The sequence below is a fragment of the Pseudoalteromonas sp. SR44-8 genome, assembly GCF_014163635.1.
Classification (GTDB): Bacteria; Pseudomonadota; Gammaproteobacteria; order Enterobacterales; family Alteromonadaceae; genus Pseudoalteromonas; species Pseudoalteromonas rhizosphaerae.
The window spans coordinates 18419-38232 of record NZ_JACJDS010000022.1 but is presented as its reverse complement, the minus strand read 5'-3'; the positions used below and the strand labels follow the sequence as shown (position 1 = coordinate 38232).

17 protein-coding genes are annotated in these 19814 nt (G+C 40.8%); 6 read left to right on the top strand and 11 right to left on the bottom strand.

Annotation, left to right across the window (positions count from 1 at the left end):
• Window positions 1-96: 96 nt before the first annotated feature.
• Window positions 97-1038, top strand: a complete 942-nt coding sequence (locus tag H5183_RS12495; RefSeq protein WP_182731826.1) for an ABC transporter substrate-binding protein — start codon at window positions 97-99, stop codon at window positions 1036-1038.
• Here the strand turns inward: H5183_RS12495 and H5183_RS12490 are convergent.
• The 3 genes from H5183_RS12490 to H5183_RS12480 all read right to left on the bottom strand — a co-directional run bounded on the left by H5183_RS12490 (window position 977) and on the right by H5183_RS12480 (window position 5433).
• A complete protein-coding gene (locus H5183_RS12490; RefSeq protein WP_149981213.1) occupies window positions 977-1573 on the bottom strand; it encodes a fumarylacetoacetate hydrolase family protein in 597 nt (198 codons plus the stop codon). The genes H5183_RS12495 and H5183_RS12490 overlap by 62 nt on opposite strands.
• Window positions 1574-1694: 121 nt before the next feature.
• Window positions 1695-4202 (bottom strand): exo 1,3/1,4-beta-D-glucan glucohydrolase, encoded by a 2508-nt coding sequence (locus tag H5183_RS12485; RefSeq protein ID WP_182731825.1) that lies wholly within the window; start codon window positions 4200-4202, stop codon window positions 1695-1697.
• Between the two features lie 16 nt (window positions 4203-4218).
• Window positions 4219-5433: a sugar MFS transporter gene (locus H5183_RS12480; RefSeq protein WP_259397251.1), complete on the bottom strand. Its 1215-nt coding sequence runs from the start codon at window positions 5431-5433 to the stop codon at window positions 4219-4221.
• 290 nt (window positions 5434-5723) lie between these two features.
• On the opposite strand from H5183_RS12480, the gene H5183_RS12475 reads away from it, so the two are divergent.
• From H5183_RS12475 to H5183_RS12465, 3 genes are read left to right on the top strand one after another with little or no spacing between them, the layout of a single operon-like run.
• On the top strand, window positions 5724-7058 hold the full coding sequence (locus tag H5183_RS12475) for a GH1 family beta-glucosidase (protein ID WP_145241184.1): 1335 nt from the start codon (window positions 5724-5726) through the stop codon (window positions 7056-7058).
• 20 nt (window positions 7059-7078) lie between these two features.
• The gene (locus H5183_RS12470; RefSeq protein WP_182731822.1) at window positions 7079-8410 is read left to right on the top strand and encodes a glycoside-pentoside-hexuronide (GPH):cation symporter; all 1332 of its coding nucleotides are present in this window, start codon (window positions 7079-7081) and stop codon (window positions 8408-8410) included.
• Between the two features lie 11 nt (window positions 8411-8421).
• Window positions 8422-9426, top strand: a complete 1005-nt coding sequence (locus H5183_RS12465; protein ID WP_149981218.1) for a LacI family DNA-binding transcriptional regulator — start codon at window positions 8422-8424, stop codon at window positions 9424-9426.
• Here H5183_RS12465 and H5183_RS12460 read toward each other — a convergent pair.
• The 5 genes from H5183_RS12460 to H5183_RS12440 are packed head-to-tail and all read right to left on the bottom strand — an operon-like array spanning window position 9413 to window position 14943.
• Window positions 9413-11374: a hybrid sensor histidine kinase/response regulator gene (locus tag H5183_RS12460; RefSeq protein ID WP_182731821.1), complete on the bottom strand. Its 1962-nt coding sequence runs from the start codon at window positions 11372-11374 to the stop codon at window positions 9413-9415. The two genes, H5183_RS12465 and H5183_RS12460, sit on opposite strands and share 14 nt — an antisense overlap.
• 19 nt (window positions 11375-11393) lie before the next feature.
• The gene (locus H5183_RS12455) at window positions 11394-11855 is read right to left on the bottom strand and encodes a response regulator (protein ID WP_145241192.1); all 462 of its coding nucleotides are present in this window, start codon (window positions 11853-11855) and stop codon (window positions 11394-11396) included.
• Window positions 11856-13340 (bottom strand): ATP-binding protein, encoded by a 1485-nt coding sequence (locus tag H5183_RS12450; RefSeq protein ID WP_149981220.1) that lies wholly within the window; start codon window positions 13338-13340, stop codon window positions 11856-11858.
• A 21-nt stretch (window positions 13341-13361) separates the two neighbouring features.
• Window positions 13362-13571 (bottom strand): histidine kinase, encoded by a 210-nt coding sequence (locus H5183_RS12445; protein WP_145241196.1) that lies wholly within the window; start codon window positions 13569-13571, stop codon window positions 13362-13364.
• Window positions 13572-13602: 31 nt separating this feature from the next.
• The gene (locus H5183_RS12440; RefSeq protein ID WP_145241198.1) at window positions 13603-14943 is read right to left on the bottom strand and encodes a sigma-54 dependent transcriptional regulator; all 1341 of its coding nucleotides are present in this window, start codon (window positions 14941-14943) and stop codon (window positions 13603-13605) included.
• A 153-nt stretch (window positions 14944-15096) separates the two neighbouring features.
• Here H5183_RS12440 and H5183_RS12435 point away from each other — a divergent pair, with 153 nt between their 5' ends.
• Window positions 15097-15618, top strand: coding sequence for an NUDIX hydrolase (locus H5183_RS12435; RefSeq protein ID WP_182731820.1), 522 nt, complete (start codon window positions 15097-15099; stop codon window positions 15616-15618).
• Between the two features lie 48 nt (window positions 15619-15666).
• Here the strand turns inward: H5183_RS12435 and H5183_RS12430 are convergent, their stop codons facing one another.
• Window positions 15667-16698: a nitronate monooxygenase family protein gene (locus H5183_RS12430; RefSeq protein WP_182731819.1), complete on the bottom strand. Its 1032-nt coding sequence runs from the start codon at window positions 16696-16698 to the stop codon at window positions 15667-15669.
• A 191-nt stretch (window positions 16699-16889) separates the two neighbouring features.
• Between H5183_RS12430 and H5183_RS12425 the strand changes: the two genes are divergently transcribed.
• On the top strand, window positions 16890-18266 hold the full coding sequence (locus tag H5183_RS12425) for an NAD-dependent succinate-semialdehyde dehydrogenase (protein ID WP_182731818.1): 1377 nt from the start codon (window positions 16890-16892) through the stop codon (window positions 18264-18266).
• A gap of 88 nt (window positions 18267-18354) precedes the next feature.
• Here the strand turns inward: H5183_RS12425 and H5183_RS12420 are convergent, their stop codons facing one another.
• Both H5183_RS12420 and H5183_RS12415 read right to left on the bottom strand, forming a co-directional pair.
• Complete coding sequence (locus H5183_RS12420; protein ID WP_182718292.1) at window positions 18355-19443, bottom strand: endonuclease/exonuclease/phosphatase family protein; 1089 nt, start codon at window positions 19441-19443, stop codon at window positions 18355-18357.
• Between the two features lie 14 nt (window positions 19444-19457).
• Window positions 19458-19790, bottom strand: coding sequence for a hypothetical protein (locus H5183_RS12415; protein ID WP_145241208.1), 333 nt, complete (start codon window positions 19788-19790; stop codon window positions 19458-19460).
• Between the last annotated feature and the right edge of the window lie 24 nt (window positions 19791-19814).

Sequence of the window (19814 nt, the reverse complement as noted above, 5' to 3'; positions counted from 1 at the left end):
TTAACTTAATGCAATAATTTACCATCCTTTAGTAGCGCAAAATATTAGTTATTGTATACTCGATTTAAATTGTTAGCGGATAAAGTAAATATAGCTATGCGTATTGTCTATTACTTCGTTACATTATTCTCTTTTTTTTCAAGCGCCTATGTACTTGCTAATAATACCGATGAAGTAACTCACATAACTTGGCTCCAAAGTGATGCGGCGCCTTTTCATCTGGCTAAAACAGCGCAAACTCCAGATGGAGGCTTATGTGATTACTTAGTCGAACAGCTCATCATTGAGTTACCCGATATAGAGCATACCCGCCTCATGTTGCCGCAAAAACGTATAGGCAAGTACCTCGATGAAGGTCAACATGCATGTTACCCTTGTATGATCCACCGTAAAGTTAACACCCCGCGAGTGATCTATTCGGTGCCAACAACGGTGTACCCACCATTTGCTATCATTGCCTCAGCTAAAACAGCGAAAGTAATTAGCCAACAACACAGTTCACCGATAAATTTAGTTAAACTACTGACAGATAATAAATTTATTTTTGGTCAATCCGCTGCGCGTAAATTTACTCCAGAGTTAAATACCATCGCTCGAAATACTAAAAGCGACCAACATACATCATTAAGTTGGAACAGTGAAAACGAAAGCAGCTCGGTGATCAATCGGCTCAATCATGGGTATATTGATTACACTATCGACTATCCTTTTTTAGCCGATTACTACAACCGCTTCAGCGAATTTGATAATGTAGTAACCTTACCTATTGCCGATCACGCCGATAAGCTGGTTTTAGGTGCGATTGGCTGCTCAACCAATGCCCCTAATAATTTTGCTAATAATGCTTTAAAAAAAATAAATCGAGTGCTAACAAATAGCATACTGCCGTCTGCAAAGTACCAGCAAACACAGCGTGTATTGCTTGAAAATACCTTTGCAGAGTTTGATCAACAATATCAACAACAGATATTAAAACTTACTCAGCCAACCACTCTTGCTGAACCAATAAGTCTGAGCCCAAGTGTAACTGAGCAATAAATTTACTTCCTGCGTTCACAGCTCCTACCCCTGCAGGTGTGCCAGTCATAATAATATCGCCATCAATTAAAGTCATAAACTCACTAACTTGGGCTGAAATAACCGCAGGTTTATAAAGCATTAACTCAACGCCGCCTTGTTGTCGCACCTTATTATCTATCAGTAAGGTTAAGCTTAAATGCTCAATAGCTTGTTCGTCTATTTGTACAAACTCACTAAACAATGCAGAGCCATCAAAGGCTTTCGCGCGTTCCCACGGTAAACCGCTGGCTTTTAATTTACTCTGTAAATCTCGCTTAGTTAAATCCAGTCCCACCGCCACAGCAGCTAAACAGCCATTGTTAACTTGAAAACAAATTTCAGTCTCAAAATGTAATTGCTCATCCTTATGAGTACACATTAAGGTATTTGTTATCGCGCTTGGCGGCTTTAAAAACACCACCATTTCGTCTGCCTCTTGATTACCAAGCTCAGCAATATGCGCAGCATAGTTACGACCAATACAAATGACTTTTGATGGATTCACTGGTTTCATTTCGATCTTTCCTATTCAATAAAAAGCAGCCTAGACTACTTTTTATGACGTTTATTGGCAATTAACTTCGTATTGCTATTTATCTAGATCGATGTCACTGCTATTAAGATCAACAAAGGCATTACTGGCATGAAATAACCTCAGTAGATACATGCTCGCTGGTGATGTTGAGTTTCGCAATCGATACCTGCCATGGCGCAGCTGTACTTAACTGCCAAGGTGAAAATACTTGACCTAAATTAACACCTTGCTGTGCAAAACACCGTAAATCAATGTTTAAAGTCTGCCATTCGTTGGTTGCATTTAGCTGCTTAGCAATATCCAATTTACCTTGGCAATCATCACCACATTGCATACCAAGCCAAAGCGGGGCATCGGCACTTTGCTCAACCTTAATTTGCATTTGTAATTGCCCTGCTTTTTCAACAAACGAACGTAAATCAGATGGGAATGCCGCACTTAAACGCACTGCTGCTAGTTCATCGCCGCTGAAGGTAATTGCACGCGCATCTTCTTGAACGTCTTTATCAAAGGTTTTAACGCTAACAGCTCCGATTGATTCGCGACTACTTGCCATCACTTTTTGCTGCTCACCACTTTGTAAATGCAGACTCCATGGCGCTTTAACCGCGCGCTCAAACAATACTAAATCATCAAGCTGCTGTGATATTCCTGTTTGCTTAACAAGATCATCTTGCAAGGTGTTTTTATCTGAATAAGTTAAGCCAAAACCATACGGTAATAATGGCGAATAATCTTTATCACCACGATTTTCGTTATCAACTGGGTTATTCGGCCAAGAAAACGACAGCTTGCCTTTAAAATCATGATTTACTGAGCCATCTACATTTGCAAATAACACATCGCTAATTGCATCCCCTTCGCTACCTGGCAACCACGTCGCGACAAACGCATCACTGGCATTAAGTTCTGCGTTTACCCACATTGGGCGGCCGCTAATAAATAATGATACAACGGGAATACCGGCTTGCTTTAATTTTCGCAGTAGCGCTAAATCCGTTTTATTACCCCGCTGATATTCAAGATTATCTAAATCCCCATTGCCTTCTGCGTAAGGTTGCTCACCAAATACTACAATAGCGACATCTGGACGAGTATTGAACTCACCGTTTAAGTCATGCTGAACTTGCCCGCCCGCTTGCTTAACAGTGTGTTCAATACCATCCAAAATCGACGTGCCACCTGGGAAATCGCTATTTTGATTCCCCGTACCTTGCCAAGTAATGCTCCAACCGCCAGATTGCATACCGATATTATCAGCACCTAGACCGGCTACTAACACATTTGCTTTTGGCGAAAGCGGCAGTAACTGTTGTTTGTTTTTTAGGAGTACTAAAGATTCGCGAACTGCTTGTTTTGCGATTTTACGATGTTCAGCACTACCAATGACCTCTGTTTTTCCTGAAAGTGGACGATTTGCAGGACTTGGTTTATCAAATAAACCCGCACGCATTTTTACTCTCAGAATACGCGTTACCGCATCATCAATTCGTGATTGCGCAATTGTGCCATTGTTAACTTGTGCGATAAGGTTTTCATAAAGTGGCTTCCATGCATCAGTAGGCACCATGTATACATCAAGGCCGGCATTAGCGGCTTGTGCACAGTTTCCATTGGTACAACCAGGAATTTGTCCATGACCATTCCAATCACCCACAACAAAGCCATCAAAACCCATTTTGCCTTTTAGCACATCAGTTAAGAGATATTTACTGCCATGGATTTTTTCGCCATGCCAGCTATTAAACGACGCCATAACTGTTTGTGCTCCAGCACCTAAGCCTCCCACATAACCTTGCGCATGAATGGTAAATAACTCTGCTTCGCTGGTAATATTATTACCTTGGTCATCACCGCCTTGTGTACCACCATCACCAATAAAATGCTTAACCGTACTGATCACCCGTTTATCTGATAAAAAGTCTTGATCAACTGCGCCTTGTAAGCCTTTTACTATTGCGGCTGAATAATCTCTAACAATTTGTGGATCTTCTGAATACCCTTCATAAGTGCGGCCCCAGCGGTCATCTCGTACCACAGCAACGGTAGGTGCAAACACCCAATCTATACCGGTTACCATCACTTCTTGCGCGGTCGCTGCAGCAATTTTTTCAATCAATTGTGGATTGTTAGCCGCACCTAAACCGATATTGTGTGGAAATAACGTCGCACCAATAACATTATTATGACCATGAACTGCATCGGTTCCCCACATAGTTGGGATACGGCTACCATCAAGGGAATCATCTACTGATGCTTGGTACATTTTTTCGGCTAGTTCAATCCAATCAGCAGCCGTGGCATGTTTATTATTATTAGGAAAAGCCCCACCGCCATTAAGGTAAGAACCAAAACCATATTGACGCATATCTTCCACTGTAATATCGCGAATTTCAGGTTGGATCATCTGTGCTATTTTTTGTTCTAAGCTCATTGAGCCGAGCAAGTCAGCAATTTTTTGCTCCATATTGGCATCGTCTTTAACACCGCTTTTGATCATCGGCCAAATATCATTGGTCGCTGCTGTTTGTTCTGATTGCGAACAGCCATTCATCGCCATTGCTGCAATCATCATTACCAAAAGAGTACGTGGTTTTGTTATTGTCATGTTGTCCACCTAGTTATCAATGACGAGTTGAGGTTGTTACTTTTGAGCCAAATAGCGCAAAGTAAGTAATATATAAATAGCAGCCGATCGGCAGTAATAGTGCTAATTGCACACCAAAATTGTCAGCTAGGACGCCTTGTAATAATGGAATAATTGCACCACCGACAATAGCTAAGCATAAAATACCTGAACCCTGAGAGGTATATTTGCCAAGGCCTTGTAGGGCTAAACTGAAGATGGTTGGGAACATAATTGAGTTACATAATCCGACCAACAAAATAGCCCACATTGCTAATGCCCCTTGTCCTGTCATCGCCATTAACACCAGTACCATGGCAAGTAGTGCATGACATGCCAATACCTTACCTGCATTGAGTTTTTGCATGATGGCAGCACCAATAAAGCGACCTATCATGGCGCCAGCGAAGTAATAACTAATATAATGTGCTGCTTGCTGCTCAGTAAAACCCGCAATATGATCTAAGGTTAAAAAGCCTACTAAAAAGCTGCCGATTGCGACTTCAGCACCGACATAAACAAAAATGCCAATGGCTCCTAAAATTAAATGGCGATACTGCCAAACACTACCTAAATCAATAAAGTTCTCAACATATTGATTTTCACTCTCAGCATCTGCTGCTTTGCCAAGTTTAGGTAATTTTAAAAAAGCAAAAATAACCGCAAGTACCAGCAAGCTTGCTGAAAGCATTAGATAAGGAAGTTTAACTTGCTCTGCGGTTGCTTGGCTGACTTCGGTTAGAATAAGCCAGCCACCAAAGATTGGCGCAACCGTAGTACCTAACGAATTAAATGCTTGGGTCATGGTTAAACGCGACGACGCTGTTTTTGCAGCGCCAAGTACGCTTACGTATGGATTGGCTGACACTTGTAAGATGGTAATCCCCGAGGCCAGTACAAATAGCGCCAATAAAAACAGCTCATAAACATGCGCTACGGCTGCGGGATAGAATAATGCACAACCAACCGCTGCCACCACCAAGCCCACCACAATACCAAATTGATAACCTATTTTACTCACCAACTTACCAGCGGGTATCGACATCACAAAATAAGCCCCAAAGAAACAAAATTGGATTAGCATCGCTTGGGTATAATTGAGTGAAAACATCCCTTTTAAATAGGGGATCAGAATATCGTTTAGACACGTAATAAACCCCCACATAAAAAATAAGGTGGTCAACGACGTTAAAGCAAACGTTTGTTTGCCCATTGGTTGTAGGCTATGTTCATTCGTTGCCAGATTGTGTGTGACGTTTGCCATATTAAACTCTCTAATTATTTTAATTATCAGTTCGTTACGTTTATTAAAGTACTTTTTCATTACTTAAAAAAAGCAAATAATAGTTGCAACATAAAATGTAAGCGCTTACATTTATATCATATAAATCGAAATTAGCAATTTATTTACAAACATTCTGTAAGCGCTTCCATTTTAATAACTATGCTGCGCTTAATGTAAAAGTAATTGCCAAAACTGAATGTTAAAGGATGCACCTAATCGTGTTTAAAACTATTTCTCTGCCGCCTAGCTCTGCGCTACTTAAACCTCAGTTTACCTTTGGTGTAGCCACAGCCTCATTTCAAATTGAGGGAGCTCGCAACGCACGCCTGACATCTATTTGGGATACTTTTTGTGACCAACCAGGGGCTATCACCGACAATAGCAATGGCGATACAGCCTGTAACCATGTTGAACTATGGCAACAAGATATCGCAATGATTGCTGACTTAGCCGTTGATGCGTACCGATTATCAATTTCATGGCCGCGCGTATTGCATCAAGATGGCAGTATTAATCAGCAAGGCATTGGCTTTTATCGTGATTTATTAACGGCTTTAAAAGCACGCAATATCAAGACCTATGTCACCTTATATCACTGGGATCTACCCCAACACTTGGAAGATAACGGTGGCTGGTTAAACCGTGACACCGCCTATGCATTTGCTCACTATACTGATTTAGTTACCAAGCAGTTGACAGGTTTAGTTGACTCTTATGCGACTTTAAATGAACCTTTTTGCAGTGCCTATTTAGGCTATGAAGTGGGTGTACATGCACCCGGTATTAAAAGCCAACAAGCAGGTCGTCAAGCGGCTCATCATTTATTGTTAGCCCATGGTCTTGCCATGCAAGTACTGCGCGCCAATTGCCCTAATATAGAAGCTGGTATTGTTCTTAACTTCAGCCCAGCTTATCCAATGACAGAAAACGATACACAAGCAGCATTATTAGCCGATCAATATCACAATCAGTGGTATATCAAAGCAGTTTTAGAAGGTCAGTATCCGGCGCTTTTAAATAGCCTCAGTAGTGAAGTGCAACCCCATATAGCTGCTAATGATATGGCGATAATCAGTCAAAAAATCGACTTTATTGGCGTTAATTACTATACCCGCATACACTACAAAAACACTGATGATAACTGGTTTGCCGAAGCACAAATCAACAACATAGCTGTGACTGACATGGGCTGGGAAGTCTATCCACAAGGTTTAACTGAGTTGTTAGTATCATTAAATGAGCTATACCAACTACCTAAAGTTTATGTAACTGAAAATGGTGCGGCCATGGCAGATACACTACGAGATGGCCAAGTACTCGATACAGAGCGCGTTAGTTATTATCATACCCACCTCAATGCAGTGCATGACGCAGTTGAGCAAGGGGTTGATATACAAGGCTATTTTGCATGGAGCTTAATGGATAACTTTGAATGGGCATACGGCTATGAAAAACGCTTTGGTCTCGTTTATGTTGATTATGAAAACCAGCAACGCATACTAAAAGAGAGCGCAATACAATATCGCGCATTGCTCACACAGCGCAAAAAATAATAACAACATGAGTGCCAATTATGCTAACTAGAAAAGAAAAAATAGCCTATGGCTTAGGTGATACTGCAAGTAACATCATTTTTCAAACCGTGATGCTATTTTTAACTTTTTTCTATACCGATATATTTGGTATTTCTCCGGCCATCGTTGGTACTCTGTTCCTAGTGGTGCGAGTTATTGATGCAATCACCGATCCGTTAATGGGGGCGCTCACCGATGCAACCCGAACCAAATATGGTAGTTACCGGCCTTACCTATTGTGGCTCGCGATCCCGTTTGGGCTGGTTAGTGTAATTACTTTTACCACACCAGATTTAAACGCGACAGGAAAAGTCATCTACGCGTTTGTCACCTATACGCTATTAATGCTGGTTTATACCGCAATTAATATTCCTTATTCAGCTTTGGGTGGAGTACTAAGTCGCGATCCGAGCGAACGCGTATCCATTCAATCTTATCGTTTTGTATTTGGTATGCTCGGTGGCTTACTCGTCAGTGCTTGCACATTGCCATTAGTAAGCTGGTTTGGTAAAGGCGATAATGCTCTTGGCTATCAGCTTACTATGATACTGATGAGCTGTTTCGGTGTGATATTATTTTTGACCTGCTTTCGCTTTACTAAAGAACGCGTGGTTGCACCACAGCAACAAACCCTTAGCCTCAAAGCACAAATGGCAACGTTGTGGCAAAACGGTCCTTTTAAAATACTCTGTGGTGCTGCCATTATGCTGCTCACGAGTATGGTGCTGCGTACGACTTTAGCAATTTATTACGTAAAATATGTTCTTGGTGAAGCCGACTTAGTTACGCAATTTGTTACCTTGGGAATGATCGGTAATATCCTTGGCTGCGCCTGCGCACAACCACTGAGTAAACGGGTTGATAAAAAAGCAGCATATATATATCTCCAATACATCTCTGCGGCCATAAGCTGTTTTGCATTTTTCTTATCTGACGACCAATTAGTGCTCGCGTTTGCAGTCTATTTTTTATGGTGTTTTTTCACCCAAATGGCAACTCCATTGTTATGGGCAAAAATGGCAGATGCAATTGACTACGGACAATGGCAAAATGGCCATCGGCTAACTGGCTTGGTCTATGCAAGCGTGGTGTTCTTTATTAAACTAGGCCTTGCACTGGGCGGAGCTATTGCTGGTTGGTTACTGGCTTACTATGGCTATCAGGCTAACACTGAGCTTAATGAAGCAACTAAAGCCGGTATTTTAACCTCGTTTACACTGTTTCCTGCAATTGGTAGTGTACTTGTCGCGTTGATCATGAAAAGGTATATTCTTGATAATAATACCTTAGAGAAAATAAACGCTGATTTAGCCCAAAGAAGTAGTACTTAACAAGGAATATCATGGCGACCATTTATGAGGTGTCAAAACTTGCTGGGGTCTCATTAGCGACCGTTTCAAGGGTAATGAATAATAATACTAATGTCAGTGATGCAACGCGAAAAAAGGTAACCGTTGCGATGACACAGCTTGGTTACCGGCCTAATTCCATTGCACAATCTCTCGCATCTAACTGTTCAAATAGTGTTGGTTTATTAGTTTCCGAACTACAAGGCCCTTTCTATGGCCCAATGATGAGCGGCATTGAGACCGCTTTTCGTAAACAAAGCAAGCATGTGATCATTGCTGCAGGTCACAGTGACGAAGAACGTGAACAACAAGCAATCGAGTTTTTAATTAGTCGTAATTGTGATGGCTTAATTTTGCATGTTGAAGCAATTAGTGATGACTACTTAATAGAGTTGAGCAAAGGGAAAACTCCTTTTGTACTGATCAACCGATACATTCGCGAACTAGCATCGCGCTGCATTATTTTAAATAACGTAAAAGGCGGTTATTTAGCGGCTAAACACGTATTAGAGCAAGGCCATACGAATATCGCTTATATCAGCGGCCCACTGTGGAAACAAGATGCTCAAGATCGCCTTGCAGGGCACAAACAAGCTCTAGCAGAGCACAACATTAGTTTTAATGAGCAATTACTATATCAAGGTGATTTTATGGAAGACAGCGGCACCGCAGGCTTTCAGCATTTATATAACGGTAATTCAAAATTTACAGCGCTAATTTGTGCCAATGATGAAATGGCAACCGGCGCTATGGCCAGTGCTCGTGAGTCATCATTAATCTTGCCTGAGCAACTTTCTATTATGGGCTACGATAACGTATTTTTTACCCGTCATGTGTATCCACCACTTAGTACCGTCAATTACCCAATCAACGAAATGGGCCAAATGGCTGCTAACTGGATTTTAAGTGAGGTGTATAAAAAAACCACCCCAGCTTTACAAACTCTTTTTGAACCTGAATTAGTGGTGCGTCAATCAATTATTACTAACCCTCAATAAGTTGGGTTAGTAATGCTAAATTAATCGGTTTAAGTAATACTTGCTCTATCTCAAGGAGTTCAATTTGCTTCGGATCTGGCTGTATACCACTGACGATTACTCGCTTTAGATCTGGATAATACTGCTTTGTATAACGAGCTAAATCCAAGCCACTGCCATCAGGCAAATGCATATCTAATAACACTTTATCAAATTGAGAGTCATTTTTTAGAATTGCTAAAGTATGCTCATAACTAGTTGCAACAACGGTTTCAACCCCTAAACTTTCCAGTAATAACTGGGTGATTTGCGCCGCATCTGCATCATCTTCAACCAATAAAAAACGCGCACAACTTTTTACTCGCGCTGGTTGCGCTAATTTATCAACGGGCTTATTAGCCGCCATAGAGTAATTAGTTAAGCACTGATAAAGTAAGCTTGAATCAACAGGTTTGCCTATCACATCGTTAAAACCCAGCGCCAATAACTCGCTATGTATACCTTTCATCGTGGCAGCAGTAAGCGCTATTACCGCCCCCTTAAAACCCATTTTTCTAAGTTCAATCGTGGTTTCTTTGCCCCCCATCACCGGCATATGAATATCTAAAAATATAATGTCGTACGGATCACCTTGCTGTTGTGCTTTAGTTACTTTATCAAGTGCTTGCTTACCGTGTTCAGCATAATCAACCTTTGCACCAGCAGAAGAGATCATATGCCCAACTAACACCCGTAAATCTCGTAAATCATCAACCACCAATACTCGGCCACTGACTTTACAGGGGGCCATTTTTTGCTGCATATTAGGTGTCAAATCGAGCTTCAATACACTGCGCTCTACATATTGAATATTGCCCGGATACACTGAAATAGTAAATTCAGATCCATGACCGATAGCAGACTCTAATGTGATCCCGCCCTGCATACGACTCAACAATTCAGAGCAAATAGCTAAACCTAACCCCGCGCCGCCAACTGAGCGCGATTCTACATCGGCTATTTGTTCAAATGGTTTGAATATAAGTGCTTGTTTCTCAGGGGCAATACCCATTCCAGAATCTTTAATACTAAAAAACAGCATTTCACGGCCATCAATAACTTTTGTCCATGCGCGAACAATGATATCGCCTTGCTCGGTGAACTTAATCGCATTATTGATGATATTAATTAAAATTTGCCGAAACCGTGTCGCATCAATACTAATTACAAGGGGCAAAGGTTGTAATGACTCAAAACGCAGCGACAGCCCTTTATCCAGCGCAGATACTCGCATTAAGGTAAACACATCAGCCATTAAACTATCAAGGTTGACATCACTGCAGCTGAGCTCCAGTTTATCGGCAGCTATTTTTGATAAATCGAGAACATCATTTAACAAGCTAAGTAGATGCTTACCATTACGATAAATAACCCCTAACTCATTATTGGCATGATTGTTAAATTCACTTTGCATAAGCAACTCGGTATAGCCCAAGATTGACGATAACGGAGTGCGTAGCTCATGGCTTAAATGTGCTAAAAAGCGGTCTTTAGAACGATTTTCGGCTTCTGCTTTGAGTCGTTCAAGGCGTTCATCTTCAACATCACGTCGGGCTAATGCGTAGCGAATAGAGCGGGCAAAGCGACTTGAGCTCATTTCACTTTTTACGAGGTAATCAACAGCTCCGGCATCCAAAGCGGCTAAATCAAGGGCGTCGTTTGATTGCCCTGTGAGCATAATGATAGGGCCATTAAAACCATTTTCTACAGCTTGCTTTAAAACTGCTAAGCCGTCTGAAGCCCCTAAGCGGTAATCAAGCAGGCAAATATCGTGCTGATTTTTACTCAGCACCTTAACTGCCTGCTTGGGATCACTGATCCACTCTATATCAAATGTATGCGAACTCAGCTGCTCTAGATAATCACAGGTTAAAATATAATCATCTTCATCGTCTTCAACAAGTAACAGTCTGGTTGCCTTATCTAACATAGCGTCTCCAGTTTTTTATTTAGTCATTAAACGTACTAGGTAACTCTACAAACTCCACCCAGTACTTACCTAACGTTTTCATTAGTTCAACTAAGCCATCAAACGTAACTGGTTTAGTAATGTATGAAGCCGCGCCTAAATCGTAACCCTTAACCATGTCTTCCTCTTGCTTAGACGTGGTTAAAATAACTACAGGAATACCTTTTAAGTTTGAATTGCCTTTAATCGCTTGCAACGCTTCGCGTCCATCCATGCGTGGCATATTCAAATCCAATAAAATCAACCCAGGTCGTGGCGATGAGTTTTTGTCTTCAAACTTACCTTTACGCTCTAGGTACTCCAAAAGCTCCACACCATCTTCAACAAAGTATAACTCGTTTAATACACGGCTTTCAGCGAGTGCGTCTTGCGTTAATAAACGATCATCTTCATCATCATCAGCCATTAAAATGGTGATTGGCTTTACTTTAGAAAATGGCATTTAAGCCTCTCCTTGCAATGTGAAAAGCTCGCTTTCCACAGGTAGTTTTATGATGAAGGTTGCTCCCTCACCGGTTTCACTTTGTGCCGCTATCGTACCGCCGTGACGCTCTACAATACGTCGGCACACGGATAAACCAATCCCCGTGCCTTTATATTGCGAACGCCCATGCAGACGTTGAAACGGAACAAAAATTTTGTCGGTATATTCTGGCGCAAAACCAATACCGTTATCTTTCACTGTAATGATTTGCCATTCCAGCTCTGTATTATAATCATCATTAAATTCAGTCTGATGCTGATACTCAATAGTGATAATTGGTGCCACATCTGGACGTCTAAATTTCACCGCATTTGAAATCAAATTCAAAAATAGCTGCTGCATTTGGCTCAGATCTGCTTGTATTACTGGCATTTCGCCCACGTTGACCTGCGCATTTGACTCTTTAATCGCAATTTCTAAATCGCTTAGCACATCATCAAGTACTTGCTTTAAATCCGTATCGGCAAAGTCTTTACCACGTGTTGTCACTCGCGAAAACTCTAACAAGTCATTAATTAAATTAGACATTCTTTGCGCTGCATTTTTCATACGCGCGATATAATCAATGCCTTTTTCACCCAATTCGTCTTTAAACATGGTTTCTAAGCGATCACTAAATGCTTGAATTTTGCGCAGTGGCTCTTGCAAATCATGACTCGCTACAAAGGCAAACTCTTCAAGCTCACGGTTACTGCGACTTAGTTCATCAGAGTACAAGGTCAGCTCTTGTGTACGCTCGGTCACTTTACTAGCCAGTGTTTCGTTTTGATATTCAAGTTCCTGCTGATATTTTGCCGCTGTATGTAAGTTAATACGCGTGAGCATAAACATACCAAGGATCAATAAAGCACTGGTTACGGCAGTAATTGCAAAAGTGAGTTTGGCTTCTTTTTTAATTTGTCCTAACTTTCGAAACTGCACAGCTTTAAAAGCAGACTCCGCATCTTGAATTTCATCAGCGAGCTCTCTAATTTGCTCGTAAAGCTTACGGCCTTGATGCGTCTCTAGTAAATAATGGGCACGGCGTTCTTTATCTGCTAACGCTAAATCAACGGTTCTGGTTAATACCGCAACCTTATCATCAACCAAAAATAGTAAACGTGCTACTTTATCTGCTTGGCCTGCAATTTCAGTACGTAAATTTTTAACCAGTGTAGCTTGTGAATTGAGCTGCATAATAGCGTCGTTGTAGGGTGCTAAATAATCTTTATCGCCCGTTAATAAGTAACCACGTTGTCCTGATTCTGCCTGCACAATTGAAAGATGAAGCTTCTCAATTGCGGTGTTTAACATATTAGTATCATCTAAACGCTGTTGGGTTTGAGTCAGGCTTTGAATGGTATTCATTGCCAAAATCGCATTCCCCACCACAATACACAGCAGCACCGCGATAAAACTGGCCCAGGTTACCTTGACCTTACCTTGTTGCTTTTGCAGCTTCATTTATAATCCTTTTATATTATCTTATTCAACGACGCCGAGATTCGATATTTGTTCTAAGCTGTCACTGCATTGCTGGCAATTACTTATTATTTTATCAAGTGCTGCCAATGCTTTTTCTTTTGGCATATCATTTTCTAGCACTAATTTAATCAATTCTGCATTCATCGATATACGATTCAGTGGTCCGCGTGCATCATGAATCAACTTATTGATTTTATCGTTATTAGCCATGCTACCCCTTTATTGATTACTTGAGTTTAATTTAGCTATATTCGCCAATACCACCATAGGCATTTAGACGGTTGTATAAAGTTTTAGTACTTATACCTAGCATTTGCGCTGCAAGCGTTTTATTACCTTGTACTTTATCCAACGTAGCGTGGATCAGCTCTTTTTCAACTTCTTCAATAGTTTGCCCTGCAGTCACTTGATTTGCTTGAGTTTGCTTATTCACTCGTGAAAATGGTGACTCTAAGTTATCTGGCAAAGTAATCGCTTTACCTTTTGGATCACTCATAATAAAAGCACGATGAATGCCGTGGCGCAGTTCTCGAACATTGCCTGGCCAATCATAGCTTTCAAGTAACTTTAATTGTGCAGTTTGCCATTGAAAGTCGGTATTGTTTTCTTCATTTAATTGATTTAAAAAAGCATTGGCTAATAAGGCAATATCTTCTTTTCTTTCACGCAGTGGTGGAATATCAATAGGAAATACCGCTAACCGAAAGTAGATATCTTCACGAATAACATTATTTTGCGCTAAATCTTCTAATGAACGGTTAGTCGCAGAAATCACTCGGCAATCTACCGCACTTTCTTTACTGCCACCTACTCGGGTTACTTTTTTAGTTTCTAACACGCGCAATAGATTAGGCTGCATATCTATTGGCATTTCAGTCACTTCGTCTAGAAATAATGTTCCGCCGGTTGCTTGCTCAAATACACCGTCTTTACGGGCAATAGCACCAGTAAAAGCCCCTTTCTCATGGCCAAATAATTCGCTACCAATAAGTTCTTTCGATAACGCACCGCAGTTAGTAGCCACCAAAGGTCCTGTACATGCGCTAGCATTATGAATCGCTTGTGCGACAACTTCTTTACCAGCACCACTTTCACCCATTAACATTACGTTGGCGTTGGTGTTAGCAACGCGCTCAATCATGGTATACAAATGCTGCATTTGCGGCGACTCACCTATTAAGGTGCCAAAATGCTTTTTAATACTTGGCTCGGCTTTTTTCTTAGCCGTGGTTTTTTTAGGGTTGAGAAGGCGCTCAATATCTTCGCGCTGCAAGGGCTTAACTAGATGACCAACGTTAGGCTCACACATTTCAGCCAACTTACCTTTGACTGAAGGATGACCTGAAATAAGGGTTATTTTTGGTTTTTGACCAATACTTTTAAGGTGCTCAACCAAGTGTAAACCACTTCCATCAGGCAGCATAAAGTCTAACAATACATGGTCAAAGGTATTATTTACAAACCACTGCTCAGCCTCTGCTAAATTAGCAGCAGTATTAATGTTATGTCCTAAAAACTCTACGATATGACAAACGACATCACTAAACTCGCTATCATCATCAACTAACAGTATGTTTAACATGATAAATCCCTATGCTTATTATCATTGCCCAGCCCCACATCTTAACTGCCTTACTCTACAAAATCGATGCTTAACTGGAAATTTACGCTATCTAAATAGATTTAGATCTTTTTTGAGATATAATTTTTAAATTAAATTTTAAGGAACATTCTGATGCGCTTACTTAAAAGCACCGTTCATCCCAGTGTGAGTGCCAGCGAGCCACGTCAATTTACTCGCCTAACGAGCCGTGCTATTGCCTTAAAAGGCACTGATATTTTATTAATGTACACTGCCCGCTATGAAGATTTCAGCTTGCCTGGCGGCGGCATTGATGAAGGTGAAAGCATAGAGCAAGGATTAATCCGCGAGCTACAAGAAGAAACTGGCGCACAAAACATCAAAGTACTCGGTGAGTTTGGCCTTTATGAAGAATACCGCCCTTGGTATAAAGATGATTATGCAGTGATCCATATAAAGTCTTACTGCTATTTTTGTAGTATCGATGAGCAATTAGGGCAAGCGCAACTAGAACATTATGAGCAACAAAATGGCATGGTTGCTAAATGGGTTAATATTTATGATGCCATTGCTCATAATGAGCGAACGCTGGCAACCAGTGAAAAACAAGGGCTATCAATCATTCGCGAAACCTATTTACTAAAAGAGATTGCCAAACATATTACTAATTATTGATAACTATCACCCAGTAATAAGTTAGGGCTTTGATTCAATTTAAACCAATCACTTTTTCATAAGTAAATAGGTGATATCTTCTGCCGACATACCTACACGAGGGACATGCTTTTGGCCACACCAAAGTGGTGAAAAATCATCGTGCCCTGCTTTTTCAGCGCTTGCTCTAAGTGCCGTTATCGCGGTACTGGCATGAGGAAATTCAGGCACACCTATAGCCAAAGCGCCTAACTCATCCATTACACGATTTTGAATGCCTCGTGCCGCCCGACCAGAAAATAACGTAGTAAGCGCAGTATTATCCGTTTTCTGATTTAAAATTGCTTGCTTATGAAGCGCTGAAGTTTGTGCCTCGCAACATAATAAGTAAGCACTCCCGACTTGCACAGCGGCTGCACCTAAAGCTTGCATTTGCTCTACATCATCAGCGGTTGCAATACCGCCTGCGGCAACAATAGGCAAAGAAAGACGTGCCACACAGTTTTGAACTAACTGCACAGTTGATTGCTGCAGACTTAAATCCATTGATAAAAAATGCCCTCGATGGCCACCTGCTTCTAAACCCTGCGCAATAATAGCATCAGCGCCATTTTCACTCAGCCAAATAGCTTCATCTAAAGTGGTAGCGGTTGAAATCACTTTAGTGCCCCAACTTTTGATTTGCGCCATAATCGTTTGCTCAGGTAAACCAAAGTGAAAACTCACCACAGCGGGTTTATAAGGGGCAATAATATCAACAACCGATTGACTAATAGGTTGACGAGAAGCCCCTGCAGGTAAGCTTTCAGCATCAATACCATACTCATCAAAATAAGGCGCTAGCAAATTATGCCATTGCTGCTTTTGTTGGCTGGTGTAATCACCGACCGTATGACAAAAAAAGTTAAGGTTATAGGGATTACTGGTCGCTTGAGTCAGTTTATCAAGCTCGCTCACTAACTGTTGTTTTGAGAGCATTGCACAGGGTAATGATCCTAAACCACCTGCGTTACTCACCGCAGCAGCTAAACGAAAATCTTGCACACCCGCCATCGGCGCTTGAATAAGCGCTAAATGCGTATTGAAAAAAGATAACGCCACAACATACTCCTTGTAACTTTTTCAGCCACCAGAACTTTTTACCGATACAAAAATAATAGCTGAGTAAAAATAATAATGAAAAAAATTAAAAGCTGTTTTATAGCAACAACTTAAAATAATTAAATAGTTTAGCGCAGAGTTGGCGTTAGCTTTGCACTCCTTTACTCAATATTATTTGTAAGGAGATGAAAATGACTAACACAGTAACGACAATTAATCCTGCCACTGAACAAACTATTGCAGACTATACATTGCTTAACCTAGAGCAAGCAAAAAATGAGATAGATAAAAGTCATGAGGCTTTCTTAGAGTGGCGCCATATTTCATTGACCGATCGTGCTAAGTATTTAAACAAACTTGCACATGTATTCGAGCAACAAAAAGAGTCACTAGCAACATTGATGACTCAAGAAATGGGCAAATTATACAATCAAGGTCTACAAGAAGTAGAGCTTTGTGCAGCTATATGTCGTTACAGCGCCGAACATGGCCAAACGATATTAGCGGATGAAGAACGCCCTATGGAAAACGGTCGCGCTATAATTACATATCAACCGACAGGTGTGTTACTAGGCATACAACCTTGGAACTTTCCTCTCTACCAAGTAATTCGTTATGCCGTGACTAACATTATGGCTGGTAATACGGCAGTACTTAAACATGCTAGTAACGTGTTTGGTATGGCTGAAAAAATTGAAGAAATGTTCTCCGATGCAGGTTTCCCTAGTCATGTATTTAAAAATTTACTGATTGACGGTAAAACAGCCAGCGAGCTTATTAGCCATAAAGCAATCCGTGGTGTTACCTTTACTGGCAGTGATGGCACTGGTAAAAAAGTGGCTGAGCAAGCAGGTAAACACGTGAAGAAGACTGTCCTAGAGCTTGGTAGTAACGACGCTTACTTAGTACTTGATGATGCAGATTTAGAGCTGGCAATTAAAACCTGCCTGCAAGGACGGATGATCAATAATGGTCAGACTTGTGTATCAGCAAAACGTTTTGTGGTAGTAGAAGCCTTATACGATGAGTTTAAAAAAGGCATAACAGAGCAATTTAACGCCTTAATAGTTGGCGATCCTATGGATGAAAACACCGATCTTGGCCCAATGGCACGCGAGGATTTAAGAGACAAAATTCATAAACAAGTAATGCAATCAGTTGAGGCTGGTGCGTCTATTGTGACTGGTGGCGAAATACCTAAGCAAACGGGTTATTTCTATCCAGCCACATTACTTGTGAATCTCTCTCCCGGCATGCCGGCCTATGACGATGAATTATTTGGCCCGGTCGCTTCACTTATCAAAGCCAAAGATAACGAAGATGCGATGCGCATTGCCAACGACTCTCGCTATGGTCTTGGTGGCGGCATACTTTGTAAAGATGAAAAGAAAGCCATTGAGCTTGCTAAAAAGCATTTTGATACCGGTATGGTTAACATAAATGGTTATGGGCTGGCTCAGCCAAACTTACCATTTGGTGGTGTTAAAGACAGTGGTTATGGTCGTGAGCACGGCGGTTTTGGTATGAGAGAGTTTGTTAATATTAAAGCGATTATGATTAATAGCTAACTACTCCTAATAAAAAATACTCTAAAGGGCCTTAATTGGCCCTTTTTTTTATGACTAAATAAGTTAAGTGTACAATAACGGTTATTCGCTATATTTTACTTACTTCATCATTAAAGGTAGGTACTTCTCGGCTAGAAGTATTCTCCATTTGCAATTCATTAACCGCCTTTTGAATGTCCATATCGTCATCGAGTTGCTGGTTACTATTACCAGGTTTGTGCACTAACTCAGTTAAAAGAGCAAAATGGTCCGAGCCATATTTTTCTAGCCGTTTTATACGTTTAACAGTAAAGCCATGGCTATGGAATAAGTGGTCAAGCGGCCAGCGCATAAAGAAATACCCAGCATGAAAGGTATTAAAAAAACCTCGGCCTTTGCGTGGATCTAAAAAGTCACTGATTTCCATAAATAAACGGGTACTTCTTGACCAAGCAACGTCATTTAAATCGCCGGCAACAATTGTTGGACGTTTGTTGTTCTTTAAAGCCTTAGCAAGCAAAATAAGTTCGGTATCTCGTGGCCTAGAGGTATCTTCTTCAGTAGGACTTGGAGGAGCAGGATGAATAAAATGACCTTGTACTTCAAGACCTTCTGCAGTTTCAAATAGAACGTGAATTGAGGGAATATCGTTTTCTACAAGCTCACATACTTGTTGTTTTTTTATCTTATATTTACTGTATAAATGCATGCCGTAGCGATTATCTTTCGGGCAAAATATTTTGTATGGATAATCTTCTTCAATGGCTGCAAGTTGCTGTTGCCATTTAGTATCTGACTCAAGCGTAATAAGTAAATCTGGCTGGTGTTCATGGACTAAATCTATTAAGTCTTGGTAGCGAGTGTTCGACATCAACACATTAGCCGACATAATACGAATACTATGCCCACTGCCTGCGGGACTTTGCGCCACTTCTTTTTTAGCAAGCCAAGTATAAGGATATATCCATTTACCTTGAATAAGCAAAATTACAGTTGCCATGATTAGCGACGATACAACCAAAGGCGATAGTCCACTTAATGCAAAATAAACACCTAAAAGCAACCCAGCCAATGCAAGATAAAAAACCTGTAAACGAACAAAGTCGCAACTACGAATTAAATAATGCTGGCTGAAAGACATAGGTAAAAGTGTCACAACTAATAACACACTTAATATACTTACCAGCACAATTAGCATTCAATAATCCTTTATTAATAACGACTTAAAATTGACAAAATTTCGCGAGTATCATGCACCATATGAATGATGGTATCGTCTATTTCAATCGTAATACGACCATCACGGTCTATCGGTTTTACTACTCGACCATGGCGATAGATATCGTAATCTAATCTGTCACCTTTGTGGTACTTTTTTTGCCAACCAGGAGGCAATTGACCACCATTATCAACTTTTTTTTGTAATCCTGGCGGTAAACTCCCTTTACCTTTATTTTTGTCTTTGTCATGGTTATCATTTTTTGCAAAAGCTGCGCCGCTGCAAAGTACTAAGCCAAGCAAAGCAGTAGATAGAAGTGCTTTCATATTTTACTCCCTATTTAGTTCATT

Excerpts from the sequence above, each read along its gene's own strand:
- H5183_RS12450 (WP_149981220.1), bottom strand. The coding sequence starts at position 13,340 with ATGAAGCTGCAAAAGCAACAAGGTAAGGTCAAGGTAACCTGGGCCAGT.
- H5183_RS12470 (WP_182731822.1), top strand. The coding sequence starts at position 7,079 with ATGCTAACTAGAAAAGAAAAAATAGCCTATGGCTTAGGTGATACTGCA.
- H5183_RS12480 (WP_259397251.1), bottom strand. The coding sequence starts at position 5,433 with ATGGGCAAACAAACGTTTGCTTTAACGTCGTTGACCACCTTATTTTTT.
- H5183_RS12490 (WP_149981213.1), bottom strand. The coding sequence starts at position 1,573 with ATGAAACCAGTGAATCCATCAAAAGTCATTTGTATTGGTCGTAACTAT.
- H5183_RS12485 (WP_182731825.1), bottom strand. The coding sequence starts at position 4,202 with ATGACAATAACAAAACCACGTACTCTTTTGGTAATGATGATTGCAGCA.
- H5183_RS12415 (WP_145241208.1), bottom strand. The coding sequence starts at position 19,790 with ATGAAAGCACTTCTATCTACTGCTTTGCTTGGCTTAGTACTTTGCAGC.
- H5183_RS12425 (WP_182731818.1), top strand. The coding sequence starts at position 16,890 with ATGACTAACACAGTAACGACAATTAATCCTGCCACTGAACAAACTATT.
- H5183_RS12445 (WP_145241196.1), bottom strand. The coding sequence starts at position 13,571 with ATGGCTAATAACGATAAAATCAATAAGTTGATTCATGATGCACGCGGA.
- H5183_RS12460 (WP_182731821.1), bottom strand. The coding sequence starts at position 11,374 with ATGTTAGATAAGGCAACCAGACTGTTACTTGTTGAAGACGATGAAGAT.
- H5183_RS12440 (WP_145241198.1), bottom strand. The coding sequence starts at position 14,943 with ATGTTAAACATACTGTTAGTTGATGATGATAGCGAGTTTAGTGATGTC.
- H5183_RS12420 (WP_182718292.1), bottom strand. The coding sequence starts at position 19,443 with ATGCTAATTGTGCTGGTAAGTATATTAAGTGTGTTATTAGTTGTGACA.
- H5183_RS12435 (WP_182731820.1), top strand. The coding sequence starts at position 15,097 with ATGCGCTTACTTAAAAGCACCGTTCATCCCAGTGTGAGTGCCAGCGAG.
- H5183_RS12455 (WP_145241192.1), bottom strand. The coding sequence starts at position 11,855 with ATGCCATTTTCTAAAGTAAAGCCAATCACCATTTTAATGGCTGATGAT.
- H5183_RS12465 (WP_149981218.1), top strand. The coding sequence starts at position 8,422 with ATGGCGACCATTTATGAGGTGTCAAAACTTGCTGGGGTCTCATTAGCG.
- H5183_RS12495 (WP_182731826.1), top strand. The coding sequence starts at position 97 with ATGCGTATTGTCTATTACTTCGTTACATTATTCTCTTTTTTTTCAAGC.